We start from the raw sequence: 16766 nt of genomic DNA on the forward strand, positions 1-16766 counted from the left end.
CCATCTGAATGGGCTCTTGACGGAACTCGGGGGTCGGTTTCTACTGAGCTTGTATCGAACGTATATTCGATATGAATCGATAGCTGAATCGGTGCTGCTCTCCGGTCCATCGTGGGAAGTAGGTGGTAGAGATGGGTTCGGATGCGAAATCGCAGGAGGGGGCACAACCGCATGCAACGTCGCTCGAGGTAGCGCGGGAGAGTCCGCCGACCCTGGCTGAGCTGCGCAGAAAGATGGCGGCGATACCCGGTCGCGGCGCGGCGGCGGCCGAGCGGATGCCGCGCGACACCGAACTGAGCCGGGAGTCGCTTGTGGTGCCGCCCGCGCTCGCGGAGCTGTTGCCGGGCGGTGGCCTGCCCAAGGGGTCCGTCGTGGCCTACACGGGGGCGCGGTCGCTGCTCGCCGGGCTGCTCGCCGCGGTGACCGGGGACGGCGGGCATGCCGCAGTGGTCGGCGTGCCCCGGCTCGGCCTGCTCGCCGCGGTGGAGATGGGTGCCCAGCTGGAGCGGCTGGCCGTGATCGCCGATCCAGGTCCGGATCCGGTGGAGGTGGCCGCGGTATTGCTCGACGGGCTCGACCTGGTCGTGCTCGGCCTCGGCGGCGCCGCCGTCGCACCCGCTCGCACCAGGGTGATCGCCGCCCGCGCCCGCAACAAGGGCGCCACTCTCGTGGTCACCGACGGCCGCTGGCCCGGCGCCGCCCTGCAGCTCGATGCCCGCATCGCCGGTTACGCGGGCCTCGGGCACGGCCGCGGCCGCCTGCGCTCGCTCGGCCTCGAGGTCGAAGTACGGGGCAAGGCGGGCCAACCCCGCCGCGGCCGCCTCGACCTGCGTTCGGACTCCGGCCGCGTCGAATGGGTACGGCGCGAAGCGGTTACCCGCGCCGCCGCACCGGCCGATGCCAGGGAGGCGGCATCGTGACCGGAGCACCGTGATTCTCCCCGGCAAAGGGAAAGGGGCGGCACGGGTTCTGGCGTTGTGGTGTCCGGATTGGCCCGCGGTGGCCGCCGCCGCGATGGCGCGGTTGCCCGCGACTCAGCCGGTGGCGGTGCTCTTCGCGAACCGGGTGATCGCTTGTTCGGCGATCGCGCGGGCCGACGGGGTGCGGCGCGGGCTGAAGCGGCGGGAGGCGCAAGGGCGGTGTCCGGATCTGTTTCTCGCACAGGCGGATCCGGATCGGGACGCGCGGCTGTTCGAGCCGGTGGTCGCGGCCGTCGACGCGACGGTGCCGGGGGTGGAGGTGCTGCGGCCCGGACTGTTGGTGCTCGGGGCCCGTGGTGCCGCCCGGTTTTTCGGTTCCGAGGAGGAAGCGGCCGAACGGCTCGTCGACGCGGCGGCGGCCGCCGGGGTGGAGGCGCAGATCGGCATCGCCGACGAGTTGTCCACGGCGGTGATCGCCGCCCGGCGCGGTGCGATCGTGCCCGCCGGGGCGGGGGCGCGGTTTCTCGCGCCGATGCCGGTGCGCGAGCTGGCGGTCGAGCCGAGCCTGGCCGCGCCGGAGCGCGCCGATCTGGTGGATCTGTTGCACCGCTTGGGCTTACGCCGGATCGGCGATTTCGCCGCACTGTCGCCCGCCGAGGTCGCCTCGCGCTTCGGTGCCGATGCCGTGCTGGCGCACCGCTGTGCGCGAGCGCAACCCGAGCGCCCGCCCGCCGCGCGGCAGCCGCCCAGGGATCTGACGGTGCAGTACCGCTGCGACCCGCCGATCGAGCGGGTCGATGCGGCCGCCTTCGCGGGCCGCATGCTCGCCACCCAGTTGCATGCCGAACTATCCAGCGCCGGGCTGGCCTGTACCCGATTATCGATATTCGCGGAAACCGATGCGGGGGAGGAGCTTTCGCGGATCTGGCGGTGCGCGGAACCGCTGACTCCGGACGATACCGCGGACCGGGTGCGCTGGCAGCTTGACGGCTGGCTCACCCGGCGCGACCGGCCCACCGCGCCGATCACCCTGCTGCGGCTGGCGCCCGTCGAGGTGGTGGCGGCGGGTGCGTTGCAGCTCGGGCTGTGGGGCGGCGTCGGCGAGGAGGACGAGCGGGCCCGGCGCGCACTGATCCGGGTGCAGGGTCTGCTCGGCGGCGAAGCGGTGCGGATCGGCGTGCTCAGCGGCGGGCGCGGGCCCGCCGAGCGCATCACGATGGTCGCGCTTGGCGACGAACCGGTGCCCGCCGCCGACCCGGCCTTGCCGTGGCCGGGCAGACTGCCCGAGCCGGCTCCCGCCCTGCTCCTGCTGAACCGGCCGCCGGTGCGCTTGGAAGCCGCCGACGGCACCCCGATTCTGGTCACCGAACGCGCCCTGTTCAGTGCCGATCCATCCCGCTTGCACTGGGGCAGTAAGCAGTGGCGATTGACCGGATGGGCAGGCCCGTGGCCGGTGGACGAACGCTGGTGGGTGCCGGAGTCGACCGAAAAAGACGACACCGCAACCACTTTCACCGCCCGCGCGCAGGTCCAGCTGGACGGCGAGCCAGCCGACGTCCGGGTCCTACTGCTCGTCTACTACGACGAGACCTGGCGCGCCGAGGGACTTTACGACTGATCAGGCAGGCCGCGACCACACCGTCGCCATCGTGAAGGGCTGTCCGCGCAATTCCGCCCACTTCGGCTTGGCGTTGAGCCAGCTGTCGTCGATCAGCATCTCGGTGAGCTCGGCGAGTATCCAGCCCGCGTCCAGTGCCGCCGTCACATGCTCACTGAGCAGGTGCAGGTGCGTGCTGATCGCCACCGGCTCGCCCTCGGCCGGCGTGTAGTGCGTCGGCATCCCGGTCATCATCATGAATTGCGGGTGAAAGCTGACCAGAACGCACAGCGCGCCGGGCGCGGCCAGCCGCCACGCCTCGGCGTAGAACGGCGCCAACTCGGGCAGATGCTCATCGATCAGCGAAGCGATCACCAGGTCGTAGGCCCCGGCGGCCAGTCCGGTGTCGCGCACGTCCGCCTGGGTGAGTGTGCTGTGTGCCCCGCGCTCCTCGGCCCGCTTCAGCATCCCCGCGCTCACATCGACCCCGTCGATCCGGGAAACCCCCTGCGCACGCAGCCAAGCCCCGGTTCGCCCCGTCCCGCAGCCCAGGTCGGCGGCGCGCCGCACCCGCGACCAGGCCGGGCGTCGCAGCCGCGCCAGCAGTGCGAGATCCATCTCGTCCATGACGGTTTGCTCGTACGTCGGTGCCCATCCGTCGTATCCGGTGGCCACATCGACGGTGCGATAGTTGCGGCGGTCGTAGTCCGCGAATGATGGCATGCGCGGAGTATGTCGCGGCACAACAGGATTCGCCAGCCGATTTCCGTCGGCCACGGTTGCGCGGAGACCGGTGCGGTGGCGTGGTCCTTGCCGAATCGTGAGCTCGAGCAGTGTCGCGCGGACGCGGGGTGTGGTGCCCGGCTCACGTGATCCGCGTGACAACCAACCGGCCGGTGCGTGAGGGCCCCAGTATTCTCGGAGATCGTGGATCTCACAGTGACCCGAGTTGCGTTCGGTGACGTGCGGATCGCCTACCGGGATTCGGGGGCGCGCACGGGTACCGACGTGCCTGTGGTCCTGGTGCACGGCATGGGCGGGGACGGACACACCTGGGATCGGTTCGCGCGGACCCTGGTGCAGGCGGGGCGCCGGGTGATCATTCCCGATCTGCGTGGACACGGGCGCAGCTCGCATACCGATTCGTACCGGTTCGCCGAGTTCGGCGCTGACGTGCTGAAGCTGTGCGAACGGCTCGAACTGCCCGCGGTCGATCTGGTCGGCCACTCGCTGGGCGGCTACGCGGTCTCCTGCGTCGCGCAGGAGCGGCCGGAGCTGGTACGTCGCCTGGTCATCGAGGAATGTCCGCTGCCATTGCAGTCCGGCGCCGAAGAACTGCGGCTGACCCGCCGCTTCCCGACCGTGCCGGAACTCTGGCACGCCACCAGCAGCCTGGTCCGGCATCCGCGCGCGGTGCTCGCCTTCGACCGGTCCATGACCAGGACGGCGCTGGAACAGTTCCGCAAGCCGAACCCGGAGTGGTGGGACCGGCTCCCCGACATCACCGCACCGACGCTGGTGCTGCGCGGCGGCCCTGGCGGCATGGTCGACCTGGACAAGGTGGCGCTCATGCACGCCGCCATCCCCGACTGCACGGTCACCGCCTTCGCCTGCGGCCACAGCATCCACCGCGACCGCTACCGGCAGTTCGCCGCCGCCGTCCACCCATTCCTGGCGGCGGGCACCGCACCGGCCGTGCACGGGGACGCGGCGGTCGGCTCCGCGCCTTGCGCGTGACGGAATGGTGCGAGGTGCGGTCATGAGTGGGTTCGAGGGGATGTTGTGTTCCGCTGCGGCGACGGATATTCCGTTGCCGGGCACTGCCACCCATGTGACCGGCTGGTTGTGTGTCGAGCAGCCGGGGGCGTGGGGTCGTGATGTGATCGGCGACGAGGTGCTGGGGCCGGAGATCACGCCCGAGCTGGCGGCTCGGACCGCCGCCGCGCGGGTGCGCCCGACACTGATCCGCCGCCCGGGTCGCAACGAATTCACCGGCACCCGAACGGTTTTGATCGCCAGTTCGCGTCCAGAGGGCTCCTGGTGTGAGCGTTTCGAGATCACCGACCTGAAGCAGCTGCTCGATCTCGACCTGCATCTATTGAACGGCCCGCCGCCGGGAATCGGTGTGCCAGTGCATGATCCGCTGGTCCTGGTCTGCGCGCACGGTAAACGCGACCAGTGCTGCGCGCTGCTCGGCCGACCGATCGCCGCCGAACTCGCAACGAAATACCCTGGGCAAGTGTGGGAGTGCTCGCACACCGGCGGCCACCGTTTCGCGCCTGCCCTGGTGCTGCTGCCGTCCGGCCTCACCTACGGCAGACTCGACACCGCGGCCGCCGAAGAGATGGTCGAAGCCGCCCGCCGCGGCGAGGTCTCGATGACCGGCCTGCGCGGCCGCAGCTGCTACTCGCCGATCGAGCAAATCGCGGAACTAGCGGTACGCGAACACATTTCCGCCCCCACCGACGCTCTAACCGTCGCCCCCGACACCAACCCCACCGACCCGACCCTCGCAGGCGCCGCCATCGTCACCCACCGCGACGGCCGCCGCTGGCGCGTAACCGCCTGCCCCCTCGCCTACCCCGCCCGCCAGGCCAGCTGCAACGCCACCCCCAAACCCATAAAAGCCCTAACCCTCGATACCATCCACCCCCTACCCAGCTGACCGCCCGAGCGGGACAGCACGGAGCGCCCACGACCAACGCCGCCCCCGCGTCCCGTTCGCTGCCAGCGGCATACGCCGAGTGGGACATCACGGAGGGTCTACTCGGCCGATGGCGCAGCCGTGTCCCGTTGGGCGGTTTACCAATGGGTGCCGGGGACCCAGCGGGCGGCGCGGCGGAGGGCGGTGCCGGTGACGCGGCGGGCGGCTGAGCGGGGGCGGGGCTGGGGTTGGGCGATGAGTTCCGTGGGGTCTTCGGTGTTTTGCACCGGTTCGCCCTTGGCGGCGGGTGAGTCCGGTAGGGCGCGGTAGTAGCGGTGCAGGATGCGGTCGCGGAACTTGGGGGTGAGTAGGGCGCCGTATTCGGCGAAGGTGCCGAGGGGCACGTCGATGCGCTTGGGGCGTTCGGTCAGCGCGCGCACGATTGTCGCGGCCGCCCACTCGGGGGATTCGGACGGTCCCTGGGCGCCGCTCGGGGTGATCATCGGGGTGCGCACCAGCGGCATGTGGATGGTGGTGAAGGTGACGCCGTCGGCCATCGTCTCGACCGAGGCCACCTCGGCGAACTTGTCCAGCGCGGCCTTGCTGGCCAGATAGGCGGCGAAGCGCGGCGTCGCCACCTGCACGCCCGCGCTGCTGATATTGACGATGTGGCCGAACTTGCGCTCCCGCATCTGCGGCAACAGGGCGAGCGTCATCCGCAGCGCGCCGAAGTAATTGACCGCCATGGTGCGTTCGAAGTCGTGCAGCCGGTCGGTGGAGCGGTGGATGGCGCGGCGGATGGATCGGCCCGCGTTGTTCACCAGCATGTCGACGTGGCCGTGCTCGTCGAGAATGGTCTTCACGGCGTGGTCCACCGAGTCGGAATCGGTGACGTCACACTGGTATCCGTAGGCGATGCCGCCCCCGGCCCTGATCTCCTCGACCACGCTCGCGAGTTCGTCGGCGCGGCGCGCGAGCAGGAACACGGTGGCGCCCTTGCCGGCCACGGCGATCGCCGCCGCCTTGCCGATGCCGGAGGAGGCGCCGGTGATAAGGACATGCCGCCCGGCAATGTCGCGGTTGCGACGGCTGCGCCGGGTTTCGCGCGGGCCGGCGGCGTCAGCGGATGCGTCGGTCATCGCTGCTCCTTTGCAGGGTTCGGTTGGCATGAACTTACTCTGAAGTAAGTTTACTCGCCAAGTGGCACTGGTCACTTTCCGGGGCCGGGGTCGAGGTGGTGAACACGGGTCGAACAACCTCTCGAAATCGATCGAACATATGTGCGATACTCGGCGCATGGCGGACGATCGGATGGCGGACATCTTTGCCGCGGTGCGGCTCGGTGGCGGGGACCAAGCGGCGGCGCGACAGGCGCTGGAGAAGTTGTGGGACGAGATCGGTGAGGGCGGTGATCCCTTGCACCGCTGCGTGATTGCGCATCACCTCGCCGATCTGCAGGACGCCGCCGCCGACGCGCTGCTCTGGGATCGGCGGGCGCTCGCCGCGGTGTTCGGCCCCGGCATCCCGCTCGACGAAGGACTACGCAGCTTCCTCCCGTCGCTGTACCTCAACCTGGCCGACAGCCATCGCCGAGTCGGCGACTTCGAGGCCGCCCGCATGCAGCTCGCCATCGCCCGTGGCCACCTCGACGTGCTTGCCAACGACGCCTACGGCGCCCTCATCCGCACCCGGCTCGACCAGGTCGAAACGGCGCTCACCGAAGGCTCGACGCAACCCCTGCCGAGCAACTGAGCCCGAGGAGGTGATGGGCGATGGGATGGAGCAATGGGCCGCCTACCTGGGCGGAGCTGGAGCGGGTGCTGTCGGGGCGCCCCGGCCGGACCGATCCGGACGCGATGTACCCCGGCGACGGCGGCGACAGCCCGGCCTGGTCGCGCAAGCGCGGCGAGTACCTGGCCGAAACCGCGCCACCCGCCGACGGGCCGACGGTGCCGTACGCGGAGCTGCACGCGCACTCGGCCTACAGCTTCCTGGACGGCGCGAGCCAGCCGGAGGAGCTGGTGGAGGAGGCCGTGCGGCTGGGGCTGGAGGCGATCGCGCTCACCGATCACGACGGCTTCTACGGCACCGTGCGCTTCGCGGAAGCGGCCAGAGAATTGGGGATGCCGACGGTCTTCGGCGCCGAACTGTCGCTTGGTACTCAGCCTGCTGAAGGAGCTCCGGCTACCAGGAGGCGCTCGCGCCGTGCGGCCGGGCAGCGCACCGGTTCGGCAGCGATGGACGCTCTCGCTGCGGAAAGCCCCGAGAAACCGGAGTTCGCTGGGCAGCAAGGAGATTCGGCTGCCCAGCTGCGCAACGGTCACGCCGACGCGCCGGATTCCATGCCGCGCACCGGTTCGCCGGATCCGGCCGGACCGCACCTACTGATCCTGGCCCGCGGTCAGGAGGGTTACCGCCGACTGTCGCGGGAGATCGCGGCCGCGCACCTGGCCGCGGGGGAGAAGGGCATTCTCCGCTATGACCTCGATGCGCTCACCGCGGCGGCCGACGGGCAGTGGCAGATCCTCACCGGCTGTCGGAAGGGACACCTACGTCAAGCGCTCGAACACGACTTGCGTTCGGGCAGTAGCCGTCTCGTGCGGGCCGAGGCCGCGTTGCGCGACCTGACGGAGCGGTTCGGCGCCGACCGGGTGAGCGTGGAACTCACCCACCACGGCATCCCGGAGGACGACGAACGCAACGCCCACCTCATCGCCTTGGCCGATCGGCTCGGCCTGCCCGTACTCGCCACCACCGGAGCGCATTTCGCCGCGCCTGGCCAGCGTCGCCGCGCCATGGCGCTCGCGGCGATCAGGGCCAGGCAGAGTTTGGACGAGATCGCCGGTTGGCTGGCCCCCACCGGCGGCGCGCACCTGCGTTCCGGCGCGGAGATGGCGCGGCTGTTCGCGGATTGCCCGCAGGCGGTGGACAACGCGGTCGCGCTGGCCCGGGAATGTGCCTTCGATCTGAAGTTGATCGCGCCGAAGCTACCGCCGTTCGACGTGCCCGCCGGACACGACGAGAAGTCCTGGCTGCGCGAAATCGCCCTCGCCGGCGCCGCCGCCCGCTACGGGCCACCGGAGCGAAACCCGCAGGCGTACCAGCAGATCGAGCACGAGCTCGCGGTGATCGACGAACTGGAATTCCCCGGTTACTTCCTGGTGGTGCACGACATCGTCGCCTTCTGCCGAGACAACGACATCCTGTGCCAGGGCCGGGGTTCGGCGGCCAACTCGGCCGTCTGCTACGCGATCGGCATCACCAACGTCGACCCGGTCACCAACAACCTGCTGTTCGAACGCTTCCTCTCGCCCGCGCGCGACGGACCGCCCGATATCGACGTCGACATCGAATCCGATCGCCGCGAGGAGGCCATCCAGCACGTCTACACCAAGTACGGTCGCGCGTACGCCGCCCAGGTGGCCAATGTGATCACCTACCGTGGCAAGTCCGCGGTGCGCGATGCCGCACGCGCACTGGGCTTTTCGCCCGGTCAGCAGGACGCGTGGAGCAAACAGGTGAGCCGATGGACCGGTGTCGGCGCCGAGACCGGCACCGACATTCCCGCCGAGGTGCTGCAGCTGGCATCCGAAATCGAAGGCTTGCCAAGGCATCTCGGTATCCACTCCGGTGGCATGGTGATCTGTGACCGCCCCATCGCCGACGTCTGTCCGGTGGAATGGGCGCGGATGCCCGGCCGCAGCGTGCTGCAGTGGGACAAGGACGATTGCGCGGCCATCGAGCTGGTGAAGTTCGACCTGCTCGGCCTCGGCATGCTCTCCGCGCTGCACTACATGATCGATCTGGTGCGCGAGCACACCGGCGAGGTCGTCGAGCTGCACAAGCTCGATCTGCGCGAAGCCGGTGTCTACGAGATGCTTTCGCGGGCCGACTCGGTGGGTGTGTTCCAGGTGGAGTCGCGGGCGCAGATGGCCACGCTGCCCCGGTTGAAACCGCGGGAGTTCTATGACCTGGTGGTGGAGGTGGCGCTGATCCGACCAGGGCCCATCCAAGGCGGTTCGGTGCATCCCTATATCCGGCGCCGCAACAAGCTCGAGAAATGGGAGTACGACCACCCGGCGTTGGAGAACGCGCTGGAACGCACGCTCGGCGTGCCGCTGTTTCAGGAGCAGCTCATGCAGATGGCCGTCGACGTCGCGGGCTTCACCGCCGCCGAGGCCGATCAGCTGCGCCGTGCCATGGGTTCCAAGCGGTCCCCGGAACGCATGGAACGCCTCAAAGAGCGCCTTTACCAAGGCATGCGGGACCTGCACGGCATCACCGGCGAGGTCGCCGACCGCATCTACGAAAAGCTCTATGCCTTCGCGAATTTCGGCTTCCCGGAAAGTCATTCGCAGAGCTTCGCCTCGATCGTGTTCTATTCGGCGTGGTTCAAGCTGCACTACCCGGCGGCGTTCTGCGCCGGTCTGCTGCGCGCCCAGCCGATGGGTTTCTACTCCCCGCAATCCCTGGTCGCCGACGCCCGCAGACACGGCGTGCGGGTGCACGGCCCCGACATCAATGCCAGCCGTGCCGAACCCACCCTCGAGCACGAGGGCACCGAGGTGCGGCTCGGCTTGGCATCGATCCGGCACATCGGCACCGATCTCGCCGAAAAGATCGTCGCGGCCAGGGATCAGGGGCCATACACCTCCTTCCTCGACCTGACCGGCCGGGTGGAACTCACTGTCGCCCAAGCGGAATCGCTCGCTACCGCCGGTGCCCTCGGTAGCCTCGGCCACTCCCGCCGCGAAGCCCTGTGGGCCGCGGGCGCCGCCGCGGGCGAGCGCCAGGACCGCCTGCCCGGCACCGGCGCCGCCACCACCGCGCCCGTCCTGCCCGGCATGAGCGATCTCGAACTGGCCGCCGCCGACGTCTGGGCCACCGGCGTCTCCCCGGGCAGCTATCCCACCCAGTTCCTGCGCCCGCGGCTCGACGCTCTCGGCGTCCTCCCCGCCGCCGGTCTGCTCGCGGTGCCCGACGGCTCGCGAGTGCTGGTGGGCGGCGCGGTAACCCACCGCCAACGTCCCGCCACGGCCGCGGGCGTCACCTTCCTCAATCTGGAAGACGAAACCGGCATGGTGAACATCGTCTGCTCGGTCGGGCTGTGGACCCGCTATCGCCGCCTCGCGCAGAGCGCACCCGCGCTGCTGATCCGCGGCCGTGTGCAGAACGCCGAGGGCGCGGTCAGCGTCGTCGCCGAACATCTGCAACGCCTGGACCTGCGCGTCGATTCGAAATCGCGCGACTTCCGCTGACGGCCGCCCACAGTTTTAAAGAAGTGTTAGAAGGGCTCTAGAGAACCGTTATGTCGGGCTGTTCGCGCAGTTGAAGGGGCTACTGTGCGAATCATGCGGAAGCTTGCTGTGCTGTGCGTCGGTCTGCTCGGTCTGACCCTGCTCGTCGGCTGCGGTGCCGACGACGACGCGAAGAGGGCCACGCCACCGGACAAGCCGACGTCCTACGCCACCGTGGCGCCCGCACCTGCGCCCGCGTCCGCGCCGCCGGGCCTGCGCGACCAGCAGGGCCCCATGCGCAAGGACAACACCGGCAGTGAAACGGTCACGGCGCGTAAGGAAGTCGTCACCGGCAGCGTCGAGATCACCGCGGGCAAGCCGATCGAGGCGGCGGCCGAGATCGCCGACCGGGTGCGCGAGGTCGGTGGCCGGATCGACAGCCGGACCGAACAGCCGGGCACCGACGACACCGATCCCAGCGCCACCCTCACCGTCCGGGTGCCCGCCGACAAGGTCGACGCGTTCATCGACGGACTCGGCGGCATCGGCCGCATCACCCGGGTGAGCACCAATCGGGACGACGTGACGATGCAGTGGGAAGACCTGGACGCCAGGATCAAGGCGCTGCAAGCCTCCGTCGACCGGTTGCGCGGACTCATCGCGAGCGCCACGAACACCGCCGACCTGATCAACGCCGAGCAGGCGCTGTCCAGCCGGCAGGGCGAACTCGACAGCCTGACCGCGCAGAAGCGTCACCTCGACGACGACGTCGCGCTGTCCACCCTCACTATCGACATCACCACCGAGACCACGAAGGCCGAGGAGGACCGCGCCGACAGCTTCTGGGAGGGGATCGTCGCGGGCTGGGACTCGCTGGTGGAGTGGCTGAAGGACGCCGTCGTGTTCACCGGCAAGGCGCTGCCGTGGCTCGGCTTCCTGGTGGTGCTGGCCGCCGCGGTCTGGGGCCTCGTCCGGCTGCTGCTGCGCCGGGGCAAGCGTGGCGCGGCGGCTCCCGCGACATCGACACCGGTGTCCGGCACCACCGAAGGTGCCTCGAAAGACGCTGGGACGGCGAAGGTTACCGAACCCGCTGGCAGCACGGCGACCGAAGAGAAGAGCCCCGACAACCGTCCGGGCGACAAAACCGAACAGCCGTAAAAGTCGTCGCGCGCCACTTGCCGCGCCGCGCGCGATGCTGCTGGCAATTCCGTGCGCGGCCCGCGAATGCGTGCGCGGCGATCACACTCCGCCGGGGAAGCCGAGCTGGCGCCAGGCTTCGTAGACGGTGACGGCGGCGGCGTTGGAGAGGTTCATCGAGCGGCGGCCGGGGAGCATGGGGATGCGCAGGTGGGTGGTGACGTGCGGGTCGTCGAGCACCGCGGCGGGCAGTCCGGTTGGTTCGGTGCCGAAGAGCAGCACGTCGCCTTCGTGGTAGTCCACCGCGGTGTAGTGGGTGCTGGCCTGCGTGGTGAACGCGAAAACCCGTTCCGGACGCACCGCCTCCCACGCCGCCGCGAGATCCTTGTGCACCGTCACCGAGGCCAGATCGTGGTAATCCAATCCGGCCCGGCGCAACTTGGCTTCCGAAAGGTCGAACCCCAACGGCTCGACCAGATGCAGCTCACACCCGGTCCCGGCGACCAACCGGATCGCATTGCCGGTATTGCCGGGGATCGCGGGCTCATGAAACATCAGACGGAACACAACGCACCAGCTTGTCATGGGGGCCGGAACCTCGGCTACCGAGGTTGCGCGCAGCTCGGTTGTGTCGTCACCGATCGAGGTGCGGGGGAAGCTTCACCGGGATTCGTACCGGTGTGAGGTCGACGTCGGCGGGCGGTCGGAGGCGGCGGAGGGTGCCGTCGAAGAGGGTGGTGTAGAGGGCCCAGGTGTTGCCGTCGGGGGCGATGCGGACCGAACTCGGGCCGGTCCAACCGCTCGCGAGGCCGGACGCGATGACGCAGGTCGCGCCGGTGTTCGGGTCGACGCGGTGGATCTCGCCCGCCATATGGGCTGCGACGTAGAGGGTTCCGGCCTGCGACATGGTCAGGTCGTCGACACCGGGGAATAGGCCGGGCACGGTCGCGACGACCGTCCACCGGTCGGGGGTGTCCAGGGGGATGCGGATGATCTGGCCGGTGAACAGGTCGTCGGTGTACACGGCACGGTGATCAGGGCTCAGCGCAAGACCTTCTGAACGCGGCACCGGGGACCAGTTGGGCACGATGGTTCCGGTGTCGTGCCGATAGCGGGTCACACCCTGGGACGGGCCGCCCTCGGTGCCGACCCAGGTGGTCAGCAGATCACCATCGGGCAGCCGGAGCAAACCGTTGCCGCCGAAGGTGGACACCGATGTCAGCCGATCGGTCGCGGTGTCCAGTTGCCACAATCCACCGGCGATGACGTACAGACTCGACCCGGCGAGCTGCAAGCCGCGCGGAACGTTCATGCCTTCGAGCACCGTGCGGACCTGCCCTGCGGGATCCACGTGGTACACCTTCGAACTGCCGGTCAAGTAGAACCCGCCACGGCCGTCGGGTTCGAGGTTCTCCAGTTCCTCCAGCCCCTGAACCAGGGTGTCGACCTGCCACCCGCCGCAGCCCGGTGCGCCGTGCGCGGGCACCGCGGCGGCACCGGCCCCCGCCACCAGCGCCACCGCGACGCACAACACTCGAATTCGCTTGCCCAACATCCCCATCCGCGCAGCCTAGGTTGCCGCACCGTCGAGGTCGACACCGCAAAACCGTGGGCGCGGCAACGTCGCGGTGTCCCGAACCAAGCTAATTCGCCGGACGCTCCGGCAGCGCGCACACGCCGCCCTCGGCCATGCCGGTCGGACGGACGCCGAGACCCTGGTTGAGGCGGGAGCGTTGGTTTTCCCAGGCGATGGTGGCCGCCAGTTCGGCGAGTTGGGCTTTGGAGAGGTGGGTCAGCAGTTCGGCGCGTAGGTCGTCGAGGTCGACCGCGGGTGTGCTTGACATCGCTTCGGCAAAGGCGATGACGAGTTTTTGCAGGTCGGTATAGGCGTCGCTGGTTCGGAAGCGCGGCAGGTCGAGCAGCTGTTGCTCGGTGAGGCCGGCCGACTTCGCCAGCGCAGAGCCGATGTCCAGACAGAACTCGCAGTTCACCAGGCCCGCGGTTTTCAGTTCGGCCAGTTCTTTGAGCTTCGGGTCCAGCCGGTTGCTGAATATCAGTGCCGTCTCGTAAATGATTGTGCTGAACAGGATCTGTGGTCGCCGGACGAGCCAGCCGACCAGATCGGACCGGTTCCGCTTCGCCTGCCGCACTGCCTGCAGATAGTGCCGAATCCGTGTCAACGCTCGCATTACCCCGCCCTCCTGTGTCGGATGATCCGACTCTACATTGAAACTACGGCCTGTAGTAGAGTTTTCCCGCAACATCGAAACCGCTTGTGCCGCAGGCAGCCTGATCCACGGTCTGCGATTAGGATGCGCGGATGGGCAGTACATCGCACAACCCGGCAGACTCGCAGCCGCCCGCACCGGGCTTCGCGCACGCGACCTCGGCGACCGGCAACAGGATCATTCACATCTCCGGCCAGGTCGGCACCGACGCGTCAGGGCGAGTCGTCGACGGGGGTCTGACCGCCCAGACAACCCAGGCCATGATCAACCTGGGCCGCGCACTGGAGGCAGCGGGCGGCAAGCCCGCCGACCTCGTCAGTGTTCGGTTCTATGTGGTGGATTGGGACCCGTCGAAATTCGAGGCACTCGGTGCGGGCGGTGCCGCCGCCCGCGCGCACTATGAGTTCCCGGAAACCGCGGTCACCCTCGTCGGCGTGGCTGCCTTGTTCACCCCGGAGCACCTCATCGAGGTCGAGGGCGTCGCCGTCGTCGACTGAGCCCGTCGACAGCGCGGGCTGCGCGGCGTCTGTCAGAATCGGGGGGTGACCGATGCCGAGACCTCCACCGCGGACCAGCGGGCCGGCAGTGTGGGCGGCCAGTTCCTGCGCCAGCACCTGCCGATGGTGCTCGTGGCGCTGGTCATCCTGGTGGCGATCGTGTTCGTCGCGCAGGACCGGTGGCGCCGCGGTGCGCTGTTCTTCGGCGGGGCGACCTTGCTGGCCGCGGCGTTCCGACTGTGCCTGCCGACCGCCCGCGTCGGACTCCTCGCGGTGCGCAGCAAGCCCTTCGATGTGGGCGCGCTGACGCTGCTCGGCTCCGCCATTGTGTTCATCGCCGCGACCATCAACACCCTCGGCGTCGGATAGTCACTCCCGCCCGCTCCCATCCGACTTCGTGCGCGCGAACTCGCGGAGTGCGTTGGCGCGCAACGGGTTCAGTGCGTTGTGGCATACCGCTCCAGGAAAACCGTGTGCGCACGGGACCTGCGGCCGGGATGCGGCGGGATGGTGTCGCTGTAGCCGACGGCCACCATGACCGCGATGGCGAGCTCGTCCCGATCACCGACGCCGATGGCCTGCTTGACCAGCTCGGGGTCCCAGCCGTTCATCGGGGCCGAGGCCAGGCCGAGGCTGGTGGCGGCGAGCATGACGTAGGTGGCCGCGATCATCGCGTTCTTGATGGCGTTCTCCCGGAGCAGGCCGCGCTCCCGTAGTGAATGGAATTCGCTGCGCGAATCGAACATCGCGGTGAACTCGTCATTCCACGCACCATTGCGCCGGGCCAGTGCGGCGATGTCGGCATTGCTGTCCTGCCAGGCCAGCGGATCGGCCACGAAGACCAGGACGACCGGAGCTTCCACCGGCTGTGGCTGGCCGAACGCGGCCTCCGACAGCGCTTGCCGTCCGGCTTCGCTGGTGACGACGACGATCGAGCGGTCCTGCATATTCCAGGCGCTCGGCGCCTGCACCGCCAGCTCCAGCAGTTCGTCGACCAACTCCGGTGCCACGGATTCGGGCCGGAAATGGCGGGTGGTGCGGCGGGCGCGGATCGCGGCGGGGACCGAAAGTGTCTGTGTTTCCATAATTCTTACTATCGGAGAGTGGCACCCCAATAGGAAGAAGGCACTTTTTGGTGCGTTACACTCGCAGAGGTGCGCACGCTCATCGAGGGCTCCGGCCTGCCCGCCGACATCTACTCGGCCAAATGTCCCACCCGTCAGGTGCTCGACCACATCGCGGGCAAGTGGACGGTGCTGATCGTCGACGCCCTGGCCGACGGGACCATGCGCTACACCGAGCTACGCAAACGCATCGATGGCATCTCGCAGAAGATGCTGACGCAGACCCTCCGTCAGCTGGAAACCGACGGATTCCTCACCCGCACAGTGCATCCCACCGTGCCGCCGCGGGTCGAGTACACCCTCACCGACCTCGGCCACAGTCTGCGCACACCCATTGCGGCCCTGCGGGATTGGATAGAATCCAACATAAATCTCATCGAGGAAGCGCGTCGCTCAGCGGCCCGTTGAAGGTCTCAGGCCGGTTCGGCGACCAGTGTGGGACGACCGGATCGGCTGCTGTACAAGGCGCGTGCCTCGGTCGGGGTGATCGTCTCGAGCTTGGCGGGCGGCTCCGCGTTGATGTGCTGCTTCAAGATCTGGCCTGCCAACGGCGCGATGAACGGGGCGGCGAGTAGCAGTCCGAACGAGTTGAATCTGGTGAACCCCCAGACCAGCACCTTCGCGGGCAGCCGGATCGCGAGATCAACGATGCCGGGGCGGTCGAACCGGCCGAGCTTGCGCATCCACTTCGGCAGCGTCGCGACCGAGGCCAGTGAAAGTAGCCTGCTGCCAACGGCATACGAGAGCCCGGCGCCGTTGCGCGGTGAGGTCCACAGCAGGTGGTGCATGCCTTCCTCGGCCCGCTCGGAGGTGCACAGGCGCGGCCGAACCTCGGCGAAGTACTCGCGCACCTCGGCACGTGAGCGCGGTACGTCCTCCGGCTTGCAGGTCTGCAGCTCGGCGGCGATCGCGCATTCGTGCCAGTATCGCGTCTCCTCCTCCGGCGTCAGCGGGCCCGGACCGAACACCTCGTATGCCTTGAGTACCGAATGCCAGCCGGTGATGTGGATCCACAGCTGGGTCTCGGGGCTGTTCGCGCTGTAGCGGTTTCCGCTGATCGGTTCGATGCCGGTCATCGGCGCGTGGATCCGCATGAGATGCTCGGCCGCCTGGATGGCGGTGCGCCCGTCGGCGATCGCGGCGATCAGGAAGTAGGCGAAGGTGTGGTCGAGGCGCTTGCGCGGGTCGCTGTAGATGCCGCGCGAGTCGGCTACGGCCGCGGTGAGGAACGGGTCGAAGTGCTCGAGCACCACCGCTCGCTGGAACCCGATGACCGCGGTGGGTGCGGTCCAGACCTTCCAACTCGGTGAATCGGGGCCGAAGAACCCGTAGTCGTCCCGGCGCAGGGTGGTCGGATCGAACTGCATCACGTGCTCCTTTGC

General features: G+C 68.9%; 17 protein-coding genes. 10 read left to right on the top strand and 7 right to left on the bottom strand.

Annotated elements, in window-relative coordinates; translation table 11 throughout:
* Positions 1-131 precede the first annotated feature (131 nt).
* Entirely contained in the window at positions 132-920 is a 789-nt protein-coding gene (locus KV110_RS05755) for a hypothetical protein (protein ID WP_218474077.1), read from the top strand.
* A 94-nt stretch (positions 921-1014) separates the two neighbouring features.
* Positions 1015-2538: a DNA polymerase Y family protein gene (locus tag KV110_RS05760; protein WP_246634691.1), complete on the top strand. Its 1524-nt coding sequence runs from the start codon at positions 1015-1017 to the stop codon at positions 2536-2538.
* Here the strand turns inward: KV110_RS05760 and KV110_RS05765 are convergent, their stop codons facing one another.
* Entirely contained in the window at positions 2539-3240 is a 702-nt protein-coding gene (locus KV110_RS05765; protein ID WP_218474081.1) for a class I SAM-dependent DNA methyltransferase, read from the bottom strand.
* 204 nt (positions 3241-3444) lie between these two features.
* On the opposite strand from KV110_RS05765, the gene KV110_RS05770 reads away from it, so the two are divergent.
* The gene (locus KV110_RS05770) at positions 3445-4254 is read left to right on the top strand and encodes an alpha/beta fold hydrolase (protein WP_218474083.1); all 810 of its coding nucleotides are present in this window, start codon (positions 3445-3447) and stop codon (positions 4252-4254) included.
* Positions 4255-4276: 22 nt separating this feature from the next.
* Complete coding sequence (locus KV110_RS05775) at positions 4277-5182, top strand: ferredoxin family protein (protein ID WP_218474085.1); 906 nt, start codon at positions 4277-4279, stop codon at positions 5180-5182.
* Between the two features lie 137 nt (positions 5183-5319).
* Here KV110_RS05775 and KV110_RS05780 read toward each other — a convergent pair whose 3' ends face one another.
* Positions 5320-6300: an SDR family NAD(P)-dependent oxidoreductase gene (locus KV110_RS05780; protein WP_218474087.1), complete on the bottom strand. Its 981-nt coding sequence runs from the start codon at positions 6298-6300 to the stop codon at positions 5320-5322.
* 157 nt (positions 6301-6457) lie between these two features.
* On the opposite strand from KV110_RS05780, the gene KV110_RS05785 reads away from it, so the two are divergent.
* The 3 genes from KV110_RS05785 to KV110_RS05795 all read left to right on the top strand — a co-directional run bounded on the left by KV110_RS05785 (position 6458) and on the right by KV110_RS05795 (position 11556).
* Positions 6458-6913 (top strand): hypothetical protein, encoded by a 456-nt coding sequence (locus KV110_RS05785; protein ID WP_218474089.1) that lies wholly within the window; start codon positions 6458-6460, stop codon positions 6911-6913.
* A 20-nt stretch (positions 6914-6933) separates the two neighbouring features.
* Positions 6934-10419 carry an error-prone DNA polymerase gene (locus tag KV110_RS05790; RefSeq protein ID WP_218474091.1) on the top strand — a complete coding sequence of 1162 codons (3486 nt, stop codon included), beginning with the start codon at positions 6934-6936 and terminating at the stop codon, positions 10417-10419.
* Between the two features lie 93 nt (positions 10420-10512).
* Positions 10513-11556, top strand: coding sequence for a DUF4349 domain-containing protein (locus tag KV110_RS05795; protein ID WP_246634364.1), 1044 nt, complete (start codon positions 10513-10515; stop codon positions 11554-11556).
* Between the two features lie 81 nt (positions 11557-11637).
* Here KV110_RS05795 and KV110_RS05800 read toward each other — a convergent pair whose 3' ends face one another.
* The 3 genes from KV110_RS05800 to KV110_RS05810 form a co-directional block, all read right to left on the bottom strand.
* Entirely contained in the window at positions 11638-12102 is a 465-nt protein-coding gene (locus tag KV110_RS05800; protein ID WP_218474093.1) for a tRNA (cytidine(34)-2'-O)-methyltransferase, read from the bottom strand.
* A gap of 67 nt (positions 12103-12169) precedes the next feature.
* Positions 12170-13096: an SMP-30/gluconolactonase/LRE family protein gene (locus tag KV110_RS05805; protein ID WP_246634365.1), complete on the bottom strand. Its 927-nt coding sequence runs from the start codon at positions 13094-13096 to the stop codon at positions 12170-12172.
* A gap of 82 nt (positions 13097-13178) precedes the next feature.
* Entirely contained in the window at positions 13179-13724 is a 546-nt protein-coding gene (locus KV110_RS05810; protein WP_218474095.1) for a carboxymuconolactone decarboxylase family protein, read from the bottom strand.
* Between the two features lie 131 nt (positions 13725-13855).
* Between KV110_RS05810 and KV110_RS05815 the strand changes: the two genes are divergently transcribed.
* Positions 13856-14260: a RidA family protein gene (locus KV110_RS05815; RefSeq protein WP_218474097.1), complete on the top strand. Its 405-nt coding sequence runs from the start codon at positions 13856-13858 to the stop codon at positions 14258-14260.
* 123 nt (positions 14261-14383) lie between these two features.
* Positions 14384-14629 carry a DUF3017 domain-containing protein gene (locus KV110_RS05820; RefSeq protein ID WP_246634692.1) on the top strand — a complete coding sequence of 82 codons (246 nt, stop codon included), beginning with the start codon at positions 14384-14386 and terminating at the stop codon, positions 14627-14629.
* 68 nt (positions 14630-14697) lie between these two features.
* On the opposite strand, the gene KV110_RS05825 is transcribed toward KV110_RS05820, so the two are convergent.
* Positions 14698-15345 (bottom strand): nitroreductase family protein, encoded by a 648-nt coding sequence (locus KV110_RS05825; protein WP_218474100.1) that lies wholly within the window; start codon positions 15343-15345, stop codon positions 14698-14700.
* 69 nt (positions 15346-15414) lie between these two features.
* On the opposite strand from KV110_RS05825, the gene KV110_RS05830 reads away from it, so the two are divergent.
* Entirely contained in the window at positions 15415-15792 is a 378-nt protein-coding gene (locus tag KV110_RS05830) for a winged helix-turn-helix transcriptional regulator (RefSeq protein ID WP_218474102.1), read from the top strand.
* A gap of 5 nt (positions 15793-15797) precedes the next feature.
* Here KV110_RS05830 and KV110_RS05835 read toward each other — a convergent pair whose 3' ends face one another.
* The gene (locus tag KV110_RS05835; RefSeq protein ID WP_218474103.1) at positions 15798-16751 is read right to left on the bottom strand and encodes an oxygenase MpaB family protein; all 954 of its coding nucleotides are present in this window, start codon (positions 16749-16751) and stop codon (positions 15798-15800) included.
* Between the last annotated feature and the right edge of the window lie 15 nt (positions 16752-16766).

This window comes from Nocardia iowensis (assembly GCF_019222765.1).
GTDB lineage: Bacteria > Actinomycetota > Actinomycetes > Mycobacteriales > Mycobacteriaceae > Nocardia > Nocardia iowensis.

Excerpts from the sequence above, each read along its gene's own strand:
- KV110_RS05755 (WP_218474077.1), top strand. The coding sequence starts at position 132 with ATGGGTTCGGATGCGAAATCGCAGGAGGGGGCACAACCGCATGCAACG.
- KV110_RS05760 (WP_246634691.1), top strand. The coding sequence starts at position 1,015 with ATGGCGCGGTTGCCCGCGACTCAGCCGGTGGCGGTGCTCTTCGCGAAC.
- KV110_RS05765 (WP_218474081.1), bottom strand. The coding sequence starts at position 3,240 with ATGCCATCATTCGCGGACTACGACCGCCGCAACTATCGCACCGTCGAT.
- KV110_RS05775 (WP_218474085.1), top strand. The coding sequence starts at position 4,277 with ATGAGTGGGTTCGAGGGGATGTTGTGTTCCGCTGCGGCGACGGATATT.
- KV110_RS05780 (WP_218474087.1), bottom strand. The coding sequence starts at position 6,300 with ATGACCGACGCATCCGCTGACGCCGCCGGCCCGCGCGAAACCCGGCGC.
- KV110_RS05785 (WP_218474089.1), top strand. The coding sequence starts at position 6,458 with ATGGCGGACGATCGGATGGCGGACATCTTTGCCGCGGTGCGGCTCGGT.
- KV110_RS05790 (WP_218474091.1), top strand. The coding sequence starts at position 6,934 with ATGGGATGGAGCAATGGGCCGCCTACCTGGGCGGAGCTGGAGCGGGTG.
- KV110_RS05795 (WP_246634364.1), top strand. The coding sequence starts at position 10,513 with ATGCGGAAGCTTGCTGTGCTGTGCGTCGGTCTGCTCGGTCTGACCCTG.
- KV110_RS05805 (WP_246634365.1), bottom strand. The coding sequence starts at position 13,096 with ATGGGGATGTTGGGCAAGCGAATTCGAGTGTTGTGCGTCGCGGTGGCG.
- KV110_RS05810 (WP_218474095.1), bottom strand. The coding sequence starts at position 13,724 with ATGCGAGCGTTGACACGGATTCGGCACTATCTGCAGGCAGTGCGGCAG.
- KV110_RS05815 (WP_218474097.1), top strand. The coding sequence starts at position 13,856 with ATGGGCAGTACATCGCACAACCCGGCAGACTCGCAGCCGCCCGCACCG.
- KV110_RS05820 (WP_246634692.1), top strand. The coding sequence starts at position 14,384 with ATGGTGCTCGTGGCGCTGGTCATCCTGGTGGCGATCGTGTTCGTCGCG.
- KV110_RS05825 (WP_218474100.1), bottom strand. The coding sequence starts at position 15,345 with ATGGAAACACAGACACTTTCGGTCCCCGCCGCGATCCGCGCCCGCCGC.
- KV110_RS05835 (WP_218474103.1), bottom strand. The coding sequence starts at position 16,751 with ATGCAGTTCGATCCGACCACCCTGCGCCGGGACGACTACGGGTTCTTC.